The sequence below is a fragment of the Acinetobacter baumannii genome, from assembly GCF_009759685.1.
Taxonomy (GTDB): Bacteria; Pseudomonadota; Gammaproteobacteria; order Pseudomonadales; family Moraxellaceae; genus Acinetobacter; species Acinetobacter baumannii.
Window position 1 is genome coordinate 309739 of record NZ_CP046654.1, and the last position, 15516, is coordinate 325254.

12 protein-coding genes are annotated in these 15516 nt (G+C 37.2%); 9 read left to right on the forward strand and 3 right to left on the reverse strand.

Going from position 1 to position 15516, the window contains the following annotated elements:
- Positions 1 to 374 precede the first annotated feature (374 nt).
- Entirely contained in the window at positions 375 to 2078 is a 1704-nt protein-coding gene (locus tag GO593_RS01545; protein ID WP_000903518.1) for a M61 family metallopeptidase, read from the reverse strand.
- A gap of 172 nt (positions 2079 to 2250) precedes the next feature.
- Here GO593_RS01545 and GO593_RS01550 point away from each other — a divergent pair, with 172 nt between their 5' ends.
- The 9 genes from GO593_RS01550 (at position 2251) to GO593_RS01590 (ending at position 12915) form a co-directional block, all read left to right on the forward strand.
- Complete coding sequence (locus tag GO593_RS01550; RefSeq protein WP_000667902.1) at positions 2251 to 3570, forward strand: D-alanyl-D-alanine carboxypeptidase PBP6B; 1320 nt, start codon at positions 2251 to 2253, stop codon at positions 3568 to 3570.
- A 99-nt stretch (positions 3571 to 3669) separates the two neighbouring features.
- Positions 3670 to 4956, forward strand: coding sequence for an NAD(P)/FAD-dependent oxidoreductase (locus GO593_RS01555; RefSeq protein ID WP_000193143.1), 1287 nt, complete (start codon positions 3670 to 3672; stop codon positions 4954 to 4956).
- Between the two features lie 135 nt (positions 4957 to 5091).
- Positions 5092 to 5574 carry an FKBP-type peptidyl-prolyl cis-trans isomerase gene (locus tag GO593_RS01560; protein WP_000123995.1) on the forward strand — a complete coding sequence of 161 codons (483 nt, stop codon included), beginning with the start codon at positions 5092 to 5094 and terminating at the stop codon, positions 5572 to 5574.
- 103 nt (positions 5575 to 5677) lie between these two features.
- Positions 5678 to 7120 (forward strand): deoxyribodipyrimidine photo-lyase, encoded by a 1443-nt coding sequence (gene phrB, locus GO593_RS01565; RefSeq protein ID WP_000063717.1) that lies wholly within the window; start codon positions 5678 to 5680, stop codon positions 7118 to 7120.
- 193 nt (positions 7121 to 7313) lie between these two features.
- Complete coding sequence (locus tag GO593_RS01570) at positions 7314 to 8054, forward strand: hypothetical protein (protein ID WP_001186263.1); 741 nt, start codon at positions 7314 to 7316, stop codon at positions 8052 to 8054.
- Complete coding sequence (locus tag GO593_RS01575; protein ID WP_000067473.1) at positions 8054 to 8950, forward strand: hypothetical protein; 897 nt, start codon at positions 8054 to 8056, stop codon at positions 8948 to 8950. The genes GO593_RS01570 and GO593_RS01575 overlap by 1 nt, the downstream gene beginning before the upstream one ends.
- Positions 8937 to 10187, forward strand: coding sequence for a glycosyltransferase family 2 protein (locus GO593_RS01580; RefSeq protein ID WP_000035257.1), 1251 nt, complete (start codon positions 8937 to 8939; stop codon positions 10185 to 10187). Before GO593_RS01575 ends, GO593_RS01580 begins: the two co-directional genes overlap by 14 nt.
- A complete protein-coding gene (locus tag GO593_RS01585; RefSeq protein ID WP_000750605.1) occupies positions 10188 to 12032 on the forward strand; it encodes a hypothetical protein in 1845 nt (614 codons plus the stop codon).
- On the forward strand, positions 12010 to 12915 hold the full coding sequence (locus GO593_RS01590) for an alpha-amylase family protein (RefSeq protein WP_000744222.1): 906 nt from the start codon (positions 12010 to 12012) through the stop codon (positions 12913 to 12915). The genes GO593_RS01585 and GO593_RS01590 overlap by 23 nt, the downstream gene beginning before the upstream one ends.
- A 7-nt stretch (positions 12916 to 12922) precedes the next feature.
- On the opposite strand, the gene wecB is transcribed toward GO593_RS01590, so the two are convergent.
- Together wecB and GO593_RS01600 are read right to left on the reverse strand one after the other, a co-directional pair.
- Entirely contained in the window at positions 12923 to 14059 is a 1137-nt protein-coding gene (gene wecB, locus GO593_RS01595; protein WP_000718059.1) for a non-hydrolyzing UDP-N-acetylglucosamine 2-epimerase, read from the reverse strand.
- 2 nt (positions 14060 to 14061) lie between these two features.
- Positions 14062 to 15282: a tetratricopeptide repeat protein gene (locus GO593_RS01600; RefSeq protein WP_005143806.1), complete on the reverse strand. Its 1221-nt coding sequence runs from the start codon at positions 15280 to 15282 to the stop codon at positions 14062 to 14064.
- Positions 15283 to 15516 lie beyond the last annotated feature (234 nt).

A 15516-nucleotide genomic window follows, 5' to 3' on the forward strand; every position in this document is an offset into this window, starting at 1 on the left:
TTTGAGGACCGAGCTTTTGGCCCAGTGCCTACGAACCGATATGCTTAAATAAAACCCTGAGAGTATCGGCTCTCATTGGCTTTCAGTCAACGAAATATCCAGTGATAACGACATTTCGCAGCGAAATAATACATAATTTAAATCTATCGATAATAATCTTATACCTAACTTATGGTAATAAATGTGCTTTTACCAACTTTTTAGGTATAGAACAGTCTTAAATTACATGAGATATCTTTCAGAGTTCTGACAATTATTATACTTTTCATTCAAAACAAACTCAAAGATAAAGACTCTTTCTATGTTTTGAAGTTAGGAAAAAACAAAAACCGATGCACGAAACATCGGTTTTTTATAAATTAATTAACGGTTATTTAGGCTTTTAACCATTTGTCAGCTTTGCTTTGATCTTCAATAATAAGTTCAATTTCAGTTAAGTTTATGCTGTTACTTGTAACTTCAAACGACAATAACTCATCACGGCGGAAAGCCAAGACTGAGTAATTACCCTTTTGTTTAGCATATTTCTCAATAAGTTTTGTTGTCGCTTTTAGTCCATCAATTGCAATAATGACATCATTAGCAGAAATACCCGCTTTAGCACCAGCTCCCTCACGGTGAGCATTTTGTACTAACACACCTTCAGGCTTATCAGCTAGCTTTAAACCATAAGCTAAAGTCTTATCATTTTTAAGCGTATAACTTAAACCAAACTCAGGGAATAACTGATCAAGTGGTAACTCTTCAGTAGTATTAATCAAATGATTGATTTGCTCTACCCAACTATCGCCTGTTAGCTCTTCACATAAATCAAAAATTGTACGCTCATTAACCTGAACACCGTTTTGCGTATTTTCATACAATCGACGCATTAAGGCATCAAGGCTAGAACCACGTAAACGTAAGCCTAAGTCCAAACATAAGGCAACTAATGCACCTTTGTTATAATAGCTCGTGCCTGCATTATTCGAATTTTCATCTTGACGATAAAATTTAATCCAAGCATCAAAACTTGATTCTGCTACTGTTTGAACAAAACGTCCCGGGTTTTGCAAATAGCGATCAATTTGTGATTTCAACAAATCTAAATAAGACTTTTGGGAAATCACGCCACTGCGCAATAAAATTAAATCATCGTAATACGAAGTAAACCCTTCAAAAATCCACAGTAGTGAGGTATAGCCTTCTTGATGCAGGTTGTAGTTCGCAAAATTTTCTGGACGGATAAACTTTACTAACCAAGAATGGAAATATTCATGACTGCATAAACCTAAGAAACGTTGATAATCTTTTGAAGGTTCAGTAGGTTCATTCGATTTCGGTAAATCATCTCGTGGAGTAATCAGACTTGTGCTATTGCAATGCTCTAGCCCACCATAACTATTCCCTGTTGCCATGGTCATGAAGGTATAGTTTTTAAACGGTGCCGAACCAAACAGATCAATTTCGGCTGCACAAATTTTTTCAATATCCGTTTTTAAACGATCAACATTCGTAGCGTGAGTACCTGAAATTACAAACTCATGTTCAATTCCATGCGTTTCGAAGCTAAAACGCGTTTGATCAGCCAGTTCAAATGGACTATCAATGAGTTGATCATAATGATCAGCTTTTAAAGTAAAACGTCCTTTTACTAAACTTTTTGAAGCTAATCCTGTTGCTAACTGAAAGTGTTTTAATTCATCCGGCAAAAAGATTTCTAATTCACATGCAGATTGTTCTTGGCCTTCTAAGCCTAAACACACACAGGCAGGGTTAATATATAAACGCGTTTGATCTACATAAGCACCACGTACTGATAAATCATATGCATAAACATCATATTCAACAGTAATTAACTCGTGATCGGTGTTAAATAAACGCCAGCGATTTTTTTCAGTCTTTTTAATATTGAGCATGCGTCCAGCTTCATCATAGGCCTTTACTGCCTCGATGTGCTTAGAAAACTCTCGAATGAGATAACTGCCCGGAATCCACGTTGGTAACCATAGTTCCTGATTTGGATTCGCTAAAAAGCGAATTGTCACGTGAACAAGGTGTTGTTTGTAATCATCGAACTCAATTTGATAATGCAACATAAATTCTTCAATTTAAAAATAAGAACGGTTTCACATTAGATTATCACTTTTTTGTATCGACTTGCGTAGATGTATTTTTTGGCAACAATTCACACTAGCCTTCTACAAAAAAAAGGCATAGCATGCTGGGCATCTGTGTTCCGTATTTGCCAGTAAACGTCAAGGTCACCTAGTGAAATTCTTCCTATCTCTTTTTACGCTGTTTAGTATTTTCTGTACTACTCTTACCAATGCTGCTCTACTTAATATTGCTCCTGAAAGTGTTGAAGCCGCTGCATGGACAATTGTAGATACCCAATCTGGTCAAATTATTGCTGAGCATAATAGTCATGTACAACGTGCGCCAGCATCTTTAACCAAAATGATGGTGGCCTATATTGCATTAAAAGAGATTAAGGCTGGAAAGTTAAAACTGAACGAAGTCATTACTGCAACACCAGTCGTAAGCGTGGTGCAGTGGGATGAATCACAAATGTACCTCAAAGCGGGCGAGCAAATTTCAGTTGATCAGCTCTTGGCTGGTTTAATTGTTATGTCTGCAAATGATGCAGCTGTGACTTTGGCTGAAAAAATTTCTGGTGATGTGCCTCATTTCGTAAAGCGTATGAATCAAGAAGCACAAGCGCTGGGTATGAAAGACACGCACTTTAGTAACCCTGCTGGCATTACAATGCCGGATCATTACACGACAGCTCATGATTTAAGCTTATTAAGTCAGGCAGTGATTCACCAGACCCCTGAATATTTACATTATTCGAAAATGCCGAGCTTTAGCTACAATCAACGTTTTCACCACGCGACGAACCTTGCTTTAAAATATGACCCATCTGTAGATGGCTTAAAAACTGGCTATACCAAAGCAGCAGGTTATAACTTGGCTCTAACAGCTTCACGCCCTTCATTTTCACCGAACTTACCGCAAAGACGTTTACTGGTAATTGTCTTAGGTACACCAAGTGCTGTGAAACGTGCTGAAATTGCAGATAAATTAATGAATCTTGCTTATGCTTATACACGTGATGAAGTGGTTATTCCTGAGCAAAAATTAATTGCTGAATTGCCTGTTATTAAATCAACTTTAAAAATGTTTAAAGTAGAAACTAAGCAGCCAACCATTGTTACGACTTCTTTATATGCTGAGCCAACACCAATTGATTTAAATACGTTTGATTATGCTACACAGCGTATTCAGGTTCTTGATAGTAATCAACAACCTAAAGTTATTGCTCCACTTGAAACAACTCAAACACGTGTAAATATTCAGTTAAATGAGCAAAAGTTAACAGCACCGTTAATGAAAGCGATGAATTTGGCAACAGTTTCAATTTATCAAAACAACCAGCTCATTCGCAGTCTTCAAATTGAAAATGATGTACACATTGAAGAAGCAAATATTTTTCAAAGAATTATGATGTGGTTCTCAAGCCTATTCTCAATCTTTTCATCAAGTGAGCACAGTGCAGCAAAACTCTACCCTATAGATTCGCACTAAAAACATCAAATTGTGCACAGATGCACAATAAATTTTATAAAGAAAAGATGGCATAATTCAGCCATCTTTTTTTTATAGAAAAATAATTAGGTGATAAAAATGACCCAAAACTTACATCATATTGTTATTGTCGGTGGTGGTGCTGGTGGTTTAGAACTCGCCACACAACTTGGTGAAACTTTTGGGAAAAATGGTAAAGCCAAAATTACATTGGTTGACCAAAATCTAACTCATATCTGGAAACCATTACTTCATGAAATTGCGGCGGGTTCTTTAAATCCTCACGAAGAGCAAACCAATTATTTTGCCCATGCAGAAAAACACCACTATGAATTTGTGTTGGGAACATTCATAGCAGTAAATAAAGATAAGAAAATAATTGATTTAATTCCCCCTCAAGTCTCTAAAGAACAAAATACCCATATTCAACAACTCAGTTACGATACGCTGGTTTTAGCGCTTGGTTCAGTATCAAATGATTTCAATACACCCGGTGTTCGTGAAAACTGCCATTTCCTCGATAGCCGTAAACAGGCGGATATTTTCCAGCAAGATCTTTTACATTTATATATCGAAGCGCAAAATCAACCCGATCAACGTACATTAAATATTGGAATTATTGGTGCGGGGGCAACAGGTGTCGAACTTGCGGCTGAACTGATTGAAACGACCAAAAACTTTTATCGCTATGGTTTAAAAAAGATCCATCCGAATCAAGTCAAAATTACACTCATTGAGGCCTCAGAACGCATCCTCCCTGCTCTAAGTGAAAAAACAGCTGAACATAGCGCAAAACAGCTTCAAAAAATGGGTGTTGAAATTTTAACTAAACACCGGGTTGAAAAAATTGATGAACACTGTATCTATTTTAGTAATGGTAACCAGCTCAACAGTGATATTACGGTATGGGCAGCTGGGGTAAAAGCACCAAAAGTACTTGAAAGTCTTAGCGATTTCGAACGTGACAATATTAACCGCTTAATGGTCTATGCAACGCTGCAGACCTATTCCGATCCTAATGTATTTGCATTTGGTGATTGTGCCCATTGCCAACTTGATGCAAGACACCCGCCTCTCGGACCACGCGCTCAAGTTGCTAGTCAACAAGCAAGCTTTTTAGTCGATGCTATGGCTGCTAGGCTAAATGGCCGATCACAACCGATGTTTACTTTTAATGACAAAGGTTCACTTGTGTCTTTAAGTCGTAATAAAGCGGTTGGAGAATTACTGGGGGATGTCAGTGTCCAAGGATATATTGCCAAAACGATGTATGTATCTTTATACCGTTTACATCAAGCAACAATTCACGGTTACACTCAAGCTGGACTACTCACAATGAAAGATTTACTTACAAGACGAGTACGACCAAAAATTAAGCTGTATTGAGTTGAATTTTTTAAGTTCATCCCTATTTAGATAAAAACGCATTAGAAAAAGTGTTAAAGATTGAGATTTTGTAGTCTACAAAATTTATTTTTCACTTTATGATGTACGCTTTAATTGATTGAATGGATCAAAAACATGACTGCAATTGCAAATAACCACGTGGTTTCATTCCACTATAAATTAACAAACGCTGAGGGTGAAACACTTGATCAATCTCAAGGTGAACCACTTGCCTATTTGCATGGCGCAGGCAACATCATTCCTGGTTTAGAAAATGCATTAACTGGTAAGACTGTTGGTGATAAATTCACTGTTAACGTACCAGCTGCTGAAGGTTATGGCGAATATAACCCAGACCTAGTACAAGAAGTTCCTGCTCAAATGTTCCAAGGCGTTGATAACATTCAACCAGGTATGCAATTCCAAGCTCAAACAGATGACGGCGTTCAAATCGTTACTGTTAAAGCAGTTGAAGGTGACAACGTTATCGTTGATGCAAACTTCCCACTTGCTGGTCAAGATTTAACTTTTGAAGTTGAAATCGTAGAAATCCGTGAAGCTTCTCAAGAAGAATTAGATCACGGTCACGTACACGGTGCGGGTGGTCACCACCACTAAGTCTTCTTTTAGAAGATAATAAAAGGCAAAGCTTCGGCTTTGCTTTTTTTATGTCTTTAATTTATATAATATTCATAGAGTTAATTTATTTTTAGGGACTTGCATGTCAAATGCTTATCAGCTCATTTGGTTTCGCCAAGATTTGCGTATACATGATCATGCAGCTTTATGGCACGCCAGCCAGCAAGGACCTTCACTCGGTTTAGTCATCTTATCGCCAGAGCAATGGAAACAACACGCCGATGCTCCAATAAAAATAGGTTTTTATTTACGACAACTCAGAACGCTTCAGAAAGAGTTAGCAGCACTGCATATTCCACTAGTTATTCAAGTCATTCCCTATTGGAAAGAGATCGCAAACTTTATTTCTGATTTCAGCAAGAAATATAATATTGAAAACGTGTATGCCAATATCGAAATAGGCGTAAATGAATTAAAAAGAGATAAAACGGTACAAGACTATTTAAATCGGCATGGCAAAGAACTATTTTTATTCCATGACCGTACTATTTTTCCTTTACGTTCAATCCGTAACCAATCACAACAACCATATCAAGTATTTAGTGCATTCAAAAAAGCTTGTTATACAAAGCTCGACACAAGCGGTTTACCTCAATGTTATCCGGTCCCTAATAAACAAAATGAAGTACCACTAGATTTTTTACAGGGGAAAAATATTGATTTAGACGAAATTGAAAAACTATTTTGCCCATCTCTCTCAAAAGAACAGCAAGATTTATGGCCTGTTGGCGAACAATACGCATTAGAACAATTAGATCAATTTATTGAAGAATCGGTTTGTCACTATAAACTCGAGCGCGATTTTCCTCATATACAAGGTACAAGTAAGCTTTCGCCTTATTTAAATATTGGTATTTTATCTATTCGACAGTGTTTACAAGCACTCTTTCGTAATCAACATGGCAACTTTCACTTAGTCAATGAGGGCCAACAAATATGGTTAGACGAACTTCTTTGGAGAGAGTTCTACCAACATATTTTATTTGATTTTCCGCATGTTTCTAAACACATCCCGTTTAAAAAAGATACTCAGAAGATTAAATGGAACCATAATCCAGAACATTTAACCGCATGGCAAACGGGTCAAACCGGTATTCCTATTGTTGATGCTGGGATGCGACAACTTTTACAAACAGGCTGGATGCATAATCGAATACGTATGATTACGGCCATGTTTTTATGTAAAAATCTTTTGATTGATTGGCGCATTGGTGAACAATGGTTTATGCAACATTTAATTGATGGTGACCTCGCCGCAAATAATGGCGGTTGGCAATGGTGTGCCTCAACAGGAACAGATGCCGTACCTTATTTTCGGATTTTCAACCCAATTGCTCAATCAAAGAAGTTTGATCCGGAGGGTGAGTATATTCGCCAATGGGTGAAAGAATTGGCTCATTTGGACAATAAAACGATTCATGAACCCTACTCAAGCAAAACCGATCTTGGTTTAAATTATCCAAAACCCATAGTAGATTTAAAAGAAACACGCCTTAAAGCAATTGAAACTTTCAAGAATATTTAGATAACAATTGAGTCTGCTCTGTTTATTTTTGATGAAAAATTAATAACAAGGTTTGACTATACAGTGGCTTTAATCTACAAATAAACATAATAGATACTAAAAAGGACAGAAACAACAACTACTTCGCAAATCAACACCTTTCATTATAAAAGTATAAAAAAATTAACATTACAAAAAAGGTAGCATAGGCCACATGCAACAAAAACACCCCGGTAGAACACTCGTCTTATGGATTATCGCAGCTCATCTATTTATGGGAATGGTTGCATACGAGTGGCTGCCTGTGAGTTTTAGAGGAAGTTGGATTTTTATTCTTCTTCTTTTAATTTCAGGTGCTTTTTTAGAAGTCGGTTTGTCTTTAATTGTAGGTTTAGTCGCTTTTATTGGGGTTGCCGTATACTTTTTACTCGACTTAGGCGCACAAACACATATTGAACGTCAGTTACTTTTATTATTCATTATTCCCCTAATACCGCTCTTTCTAAGTGCTGTACGCCACAATATTGAAATTAATGTACAGAAATACCGTGATATTCAAAGCTATGACCGAAATTATCGCCGCGATATTTTCCCGCTCAGTGCTTTAAAATACTTTCAGCGTAGTTTTTTTAAATTACTTGATCACCACAATGTACAAGATTATGAAGTATTCGAAATTCGAATTCTTAATCGCAGTCTAATTAAAGAAATGTTAGGCGATGATGTCTGGAAAACAACTCAAAATGAAATGATTAAAATTTTAAGCCAGCATGAACCCAACGAGATTGTTTTCCAGTTTGCAGATGATGATCTGGAAAATATTTACAGTATTATGATTCGCCAGCAGAAAACAGAAGAAGACCCTATATTCTTAAAAAAATTAAAAGAAATTACGACTTTGCGTCTTGAGGTGGAATACAAAATTGTTCCTATTCCACCTGAGGAGATGAGCTAATGTCTAATCTTCTTAATATTTGTGGAATTGTAATCGCCTCTAGCCAATATCCAGATGCCACATTACAACAGTTCTATCGACAATATTATCATTGCGAAATTAAAGCTGAGCAAATAAAAGCCGAGGTTCAAAGTCCTAGTGATCTTTCCATGTTTTTCCCTTACCAAGATACATGGTGGCCTGTCTTTACGATTGATCAGATTAGCTCTGAAAGTTTCCAAAAGTTTATCCATAACGGAATTAGACCCGGCATTATCTTGCCAGACGAAGTATTCGGTTTTCCTCACTATTTCTTGTTAAAAGAAGCAGTAAGCCAAGGTGCTATTCCTATTGTGCTTTTTAAAACTGAACAACCTCAATATTTTGCCGCAAAAGCAACTTTTTCGACCGCTATTGGTTTACGCCCAATGGCTGCTTTTGTGAGTACAGGATGGGATGAAAATTTAATTTCTCAACCAGCGGGTAGTTATATTATCCAGCTAAATTCAGCAAATTTACCATTACCCTCAAGAGAAGTCAGACAAGGCCCACATTTATTTTACTCGGCCAAGAGTTTTAACGGCCATGTTTCAGGTTATGAAATTATCATTAATCCCCCTGCCGATTTACCTCTATCTAATATTCGATATCCTCAACTCGGCATTTCTTGGAACTTTAATAATATTGATTATGAGAGTACTCCTGAACATGTAAGTACGAATCTTATAGGTTATATATTTATTATTTTAAGTATTGTTGTTGTTCCACTTGACCTGATTTTAACAACGACGTATCCGGATCTACTCGGTACATTTGGTAGCTATATTTCATGGATCTCCTTAGTGGTCGGGGCAATTTTATTATTGCTGCTCATCTCTTCTATTATTAGGAGGGTCCGTAAAAATGGCTCCAATTGATATCCTGTTTTTATTTGGCTTTTTAGGTATTTGGATTCCACAAGCATTTTGGGCATGGTTAAGCTATCAAGCGTGGAAGTATTCCAAAACGGCTGAAAAAGAGCTGCAAAACTTACCAATACCAGAAAGATGGCCAGTCTTAAGTGTTTTGATCCCTGCTTATAATGAAGGCGTTGTGATTGAGGACACTTTGCATGCCATTGCTCAACAGGATTATCCGGCAGAGTCTTATGAAGTCTTACTGATCAATGATGGCTCCAAAGACAACACCCTTGAAATCGCAGAAAACCTCGCAAAAATTTATCCTTGCATAAAAATTGTCAATGTACCCAAAGGTATGGGTGGTAAAGGTAAATCAAGAACGCTTAATAATGGTCTTCCTCATGCCAAAGGTGAGCTAATTGTTGTTTATGATGCCGATAGTACTCCTGAACCCGATTGCGTCCGATTACTTGCCCAAACCTTGTTAGCCGATAAAAAGTTAGTGGCGGTAAATGGCAAAGTCAGAACCCGTAACTGGCAAGATAGTATTTTGACTCGCTTTATTGCGATTGAATTCATCTTTTTCCAATGGATCTTTCAAGGTGGACGCTGGCAACGTTTTGAACTATCAACATTAATGGGAACAAATTATGTCATCTGGCGCGATGCTCTAGAGACTTTGGGCGGTTTTGATGAAAAATCGTTAGTGGATGATACAGAAATGAGTTTCCGAATTTTTATCGGACAAAAACGAATTAAATGGGTTCCCTATGCAATTGGTTGGCAACAGGACCCTCCTTCGTTAAGCGTATTCGTTAAACAGCGCTCACGCTGGACTCAAGGTAATTTTTATGTAACACGCAAATATTTACCCGTAGCACTGAGAACTCCATTCCCAATCGGAATTGAAATTCTAAATAACATTATGTGCTATATCCTTTTTGTACCGGCTTTATTCTGGAGTCATATTACCTTAACGCTTGGCTTACTTGATATTGCAGGTATTTCAGTTCCTGGTCCATTTACACTACTGTGGGGACTCTCATTTTGTCTCTATGTAGCACAAATGTGGTTTACGCTTTCTTTAGAAAAAGTTAAACCAGAACTTTACTTTTACTCGGTCTTATCTTACGTAAGTTATTCACAAATCTTCTTATTTATTGTGTTTAAAGCCGCGTTCGACATGCTAAAAAATAAAATACAGGGCAACTCCCTTCAATGGTACAAAACGGAACGTAGCAAGGAGAAAAAATAAATGAAAAAGACTTTTGATCTTTACCAAACAGCTCAAGTGCTCCTTGCCAGCACCAGTTTTTTGCTTGGCATGTCTACTCATGCTTATACATGGAAACTCGACGATATTAGTACCTCGACTAAATATACAGTCGAGCCTCACTTTTTCTATATTGGAAAAGGTGCTGAATGGCAAAACATTCAGTTTTCGAGTGACTACTCAACTGAAAATGACACAACAGTACTCGTCAAATATGACGATAAGCTCATTTATAACACTACGCTTAATGGTGATGGCCAATTCAAATTTAATATTCCTGCCAGCCAGAGCGGTTTTCACCGTTTAGATTTTATTATTCAACAATATGCAAAACCAACGACGCTTAACCAAACAAAAGAAACATTCTGTACAGAAGATATTGATCACTTAACTTATTTGAGTAATTCCCAACTCGACTTTACGCCTGTTCGAAATGAGTACCGTTTAAAAGATCTACCGGACGCTTTATTTAACCCTCAGGCTAGACGACCTACACCTTTTGTCGGGATCTTAAAATATAACCGTAAAGAAATTACCGAAGCCTCTATGTTGGGCCGATTAGTAAGTTCGTGGAGCTCCGTAACGCCAATTGAATGGGTTGATTCAGGCCAAACCAATCTAAATCCTGAAACGAACTTTATTATTGAAGTGATTCGTTCGGCAAGCCCACTCAAAGGAGGAGCCTTAGTACAAATTGCTAAACCGGCTGAAGGTGTACCGACGCTATCTATTACTTATCACACTCCACAAGAGCTTACCGCTGCCATTAACGGGCTAATTAATCCAACTTATGTGCAACAGCTTGATACGGGCAGCGCTATTTTTCCAACTACAATTTCAGCACCAACTTGGGCGCAATTTAAAAAAATTGATACGCTTGCAGATCTAGGTATTCAGGATTTTCGACTAAATCATGCCGAAAAGAATTTATTTCTTGATTTTCCGGCAGTATGGCAACCTACTGATATTCTGCAAGGGCAAATCGCACTTCGTATTCAAAGTGGACTATTACAAGGTTCAAACATTACAGCATGGATTGATGGAGGACTTGCAGGAAGTATGAAAACGGCGGATCTCGCATCCGACCCTGTAAACCGACAGTTCAACATCTTTGCCAAGGAAATTTCAAATACAACCAACTTTAGCTTAAAACTTGAAAACTCGGTTATTGCCAACTCTCAATGTTTACCCAATGCTCACGGCTCACTCTGGGTTGATACCGCCAAATCAACGGTAAAACTTCCCCATAAACTTAAAAATGGTGTTGCCGCTCTTTCAATGACCTTAGCCACCAAGCCAACAATCGCAATTGATGACCAATCCGGGGCATTAAATATTGCCATTATTTTAGGACAAGTCGCTAAAAATATGCTGCTGACACAAGCACCAATGCCAGTGAACCTAGTACGCTTTTCTCCGACCTCTCCACAAGCAGTGAATGTGAGAGTGAACAAAGAGATTTATCAGCAACAAGTCTTAATGCATCAAAATATTATTTATGCACCCGCAGCAGCGAATGGCTTTATCGTAAGTTATAACAATAACCGCTTCGATGTAATTACAGACTCTGAAAACGGTGCACAAACCTTTATGCATTTATGGGGAAAAATACAGCATAAAATCCCAAATAATGTGACCAAAATGCTAGTGTCTGAAAACGGCAATATTTATGTTCTTCAAAAATTAATTGTAGGTAATCAAAAAGCGCCATTAGTTCAGCAATCATCATTCTTTTTATTAGTTGTGATTATCTCTGCAATTATGATAATAGTGATCTTCTTGTGGTATTGGTTACGACGTAATAATGAAAAAACAGATACCAATTAAAATAACTGCTTTTATTATTTTAATTATATGTAGTGTAGTGGGTTATGCGGGGTTGTTCAAAAATCATGGGCAACCTCCCATTATTGAGGGTATTTTCTGGCAACCTGACAATGATACTACTCCTCCTAAAGGAAACTGGCATTACTTAGGAATAAATACTTTTGTTCCCCAATGGTCAGTCGTTGAATCTAAATCTTGGTGGAAAAACTCCAATCTTCCTCAATGGGAAAAAGCCATTGATTTACAAAAAATTAAACAGCAACCTTGGGCCAAAAATCTTATATTGGGGCTAGCAGGTGAATATAATGAACACGAAGCGCGTGCTAATGTCGTTGCTTTGGGTGAAAAATCTGCACAAATTATTCAAGAACAAAATGATACATCTTTAAAAGGCTATTATTTTCCAGTAGAAGCCGACCCAACATGGCTAAGAGTAAGTACCTTAGGACATGTTTTGGAAAAATTACCCTCACCTATTTGGGTTAGTGTTTATAGTGGTGAAAGTGAACCTGAAAACTACGATTTATGGGTTAAAAGCTGGCTTCCTCAACAAGCAGGCGTTTTTTTCCAAGATGGTGTAGGTGTCGGAGTACGAACTCCCGAACAAGCTAGACGTATTTTAGATCAACTTGAACAGACACTTGGAAAAGATAAAACGGTTATTGTTTTAGAAGCATTTCGAACCAAGAAAAATGGTCAATTTCGTGCAGCCTATCCTTGGGAAATTATCTCTCAAATTAAGGCGTATGAAGGGAAAAAAATTTATATTTTTGATGGCCCCCACTATATGGGCCGATGGTCCGTTTATATTGTCGGTCTATGGTATCGACTCGTTTATGGCAGCACACCCGCCACCATAAACGAACCCAAAAACTCAAAATAAATGATCTCTAGTTATAAGTTCTGGCAATTTCATCTAATATTCGCTGGGCAGCACGTCCATCACCAAACGGATTTTCAACATGAGCCATTTTTTGGTAATGCTGCGAATCCGTTAAAAGTTTCTCAGCCTCTTCAATAATTTTCTGCTGATTTGTTCCAACCAATACCCCTGCTCCCACCTCTACCACTTCCGGGCGTTCAGTCGTGTCTCTTAAAATTAAGACAGGCTTATTAAATGATGGGCTTTCTTCTTGTAAACCACCAGAGTCCGTTAAAATAAAGGTGGAGCGGTCGATAACGGCCAATAAACTTGGATAATCGAGTGGCTTCACAAGATGAATTTGAGCATGACTTTTAAATTTATCGTGCACTACATTATGTACAGCAGGATTTAAATGTACAGGCCAAATAAAATGTAAATCAGGATGCTGTTTTGCTAAATACTCAACAGCATTACAAATATTCTGAATTCCTTCGCCAAAATTCTCACGGCGGTGAGCAGTTATAAGTACAACTTTATCGTTTTGTTTTAATTCAATTCCGTAAGGCTCAAGTTGATTTTTCAAACCTGTCTTTTCAGCTATGAGTTTCCTTCCTAAATATACAGCATCAACTACCGTATTTCCTGTCACTGTAATCAATGAAGGTGGAATCTGCTCATTTAACAAGTTACGCTTTGATTGTTCTGTAGGGGCAAAATGCCATTTGGTAATACGAGAAACTAACTGACGGTTGCCTTCTTCAGGAAACGGATGATCTAAATCATAAGAACGTAAGCCTGCTTCGACATGGGCAACAGGAATCTTCATTGAAAATGCAACTAGCCCAGCAGCTAACACGGTTGTAGTATCACCTTGAATAACAATTGCATCTCTTTTTTGACCATCTGTATAGATATTTTCAAGTTGCGTTAAGCCATGAATTAAAAGCTGATTTAGGCTTTGTCCAGCATTCATAATTTTAAGGCGATGGTCAATTTCAACCCCAAAGAAATCTATCGCATCTCGAACTAATTCATCATGTTGTCCTGTAAAAATAACTTCTACCTGAAATCGTGAGTCTTGTTTTGCTAATAAAATTACCGGAGCCAACTTTATGAGCTCTGGACGAGTACCAAATACAATTGAAATAAAAATTTTCTTCATTATTAGAAATCCTTATAAAAAACAAGTTCTACACGAGTATTGTTGTAATGATCTTTTGTATTAACCGGTACGTCTTTAAAATAATTGCCATATAGACGTTCAACCCGTAGTTTTATCGGTTGATAATTAAAAGGCTGCCATGAAATGCCTGGACCATATTCAAATAAATTATTGTAATATTCATCTTCGCTATCCGCTAAGCCATGCAATTTCACATAAGCCTGCACAGTCCCACTCTCACCCTTATAGAGATTTAAACCTGTGCGTAAGCGTAAGTCCCCAATAACGTTATAGTCCTCTCTCGAATAAGTCGCGACATTGCCATACAAGTCAGTAAAATAATTATCTAAACAAAGTGAATGATCGCAGTTTGATTGTGAATACCATTCTTGATAACCCGTTACACCGCCTACAACACTCTCACGAAATCGCTTTCTATTTCTATCAATCAAGTCATAACTTCCACCAACTTCGACATAGGCTCGCACAGGAATGGAAGTCCATGGTTGATAATTTGCCCCCACCCCTAAAGTGGCTGCATTTTCATCAATAATTTCAGGTCGGACCCCACCTTGTGATTGAGTATCGCGGTTTAAATTAAGAAAGCCATATACTTGGGCTCGCCCGTTATCGATGTTTTTGCCATACCTCATTTTTAAAGGAAAAATAACATCGTCATACCGTGACTCATAAGACGGTGCAAAATAAATATCTCTAAAATATGGTTTAACTTCTCCCCCACTTAAATTTTTAACTGCCTGAGTTGCTTTAGCAGCAATTTCAGGGTCTGAAGAGGAACTTAACTCTTTAAATAAAACCAATGCTTCACGATCTTTTTTCTGCTGATTCAGCAAATAAGCTTCTTGTAATTTTAAGGTGTCATCTTGAGGAGCTAAATTTCTTGCTTGTCTTAAGCTTTGTAAAGCTTCTTCCCTTTTTTCAAGTCGAATCTGTAAATAAGTAAGACTTTTCCAGACTTTAATATCGGTTGGTGTCAGTTTACTAAGCTCAACTAATATTTTTTCTGCTTCTTGCGGTTGAGACTGTTCAATTTTATAAAATCTATCCCATTTATCATAAATAGGGTTACCGGGCTTATATGCAGGGTCGACTTGCTCTTGTGCATAAACTGAACTTATACCGATCATTCCCAAAGAAGAGATCACTGCTCCCATCAGTAATATTGAATGTGTTATAGAGTTTATTGTTTTGATATTTTTCATTTTCACCTCTACAGTAAATTAGACTTATTAGGGAGGGCAAGTCTTTGGAATGATCAATAAATATTATAATTAAAAATAATAAGTTACATCGTTAAGTTAGGTTAAGGATGTTTTAAAATAATTGTTTAATCTCCATTTTTATTATTGATCTATTCTGTCTTATCCCTAAATTTCCTATAATAATGACATATTTTTTGACCAATAAATTGTAAAATTTCATAGCATTTATAAAAC

Excerpts from the sequence above, each read along its gene's own strand:
- GO593_RS01545 (WP_000903518.1), bottom strand. The coding sequence starts at position 2,078 with ATGTTGCATTATCAAATTGAGTTCGATGATTACAAACAACACCTTGTT.
- GO593_RS01600 (WP_005143806.1), bottom strand. The coding sequence starts at position 15,282 with ATGAAAAATATCAAAACAATAAACTCTATAACACATTCAATATTACTG.
- phrB (WP_000063717.1), top strand. The coding sequence starts at position 5,678 with ATGTCAAATGCTTATCAGCTCATTTGGTTTCGCCAAGATTTGCGTATA.
- wecB (WP_000718059.1), bottom strand. The coding sequence starts at position 14,059 with ATGAAGAAAATTTTTATTTCAATTGTATTTGGTACTCGTCCAGAGCTC.
- GO593_RS01570 (WP_001186263.1), top strand. The coding sequence starts at position 7,314 with ATGCAACAAAAACACCCCGGTAGAACACTCGTCTTATGGATTATCGCA.
- GO593_RS01590 (WP_000744222.1), top strand. The coding sequence starts at position 12,010 with ATGAAAAAACAGATACCAATTAAAATAACTGCTTTTATTATTTTAATT.
- GO593_RS01585 (WP_000750605.1), top strand. The coding sequence starts at position 10,188 with ATGAAAAAGACTTTTGATCTTTACCAAACAGCTCAAGTGCTCCTTGCC.
- GO593_RS01575 (WP_000067473.1), top strand. The coding sequence starts at position 8,054 with ATGTCTAATCTTCTTAATATTTGTGGAATTGTAATCGCCTCTAGCCAA.
- GO593_RS01580 (WP_000035257.1), top strand. The coding sequence starts at position 8,937 with ATGGCTCCAATTGATATCCTGTTTTTATTTGGCTTTTTAGGTATTTGG.
- GO593_RS01555 (WP_000193143.1), top strand. The coding sequence starts at position 3,670 with ATGACCCAAAACTTACATCATATTGTTATTGTCGGTGGTGGTGCTGGT.
- GO593_RS01560 (WP_000123995.1), top strand. The coding sequence starts at position 5,092 with ATGACTGCAATTGCAAATAACCACGTGGTTTCATTCCACTATAAATTA.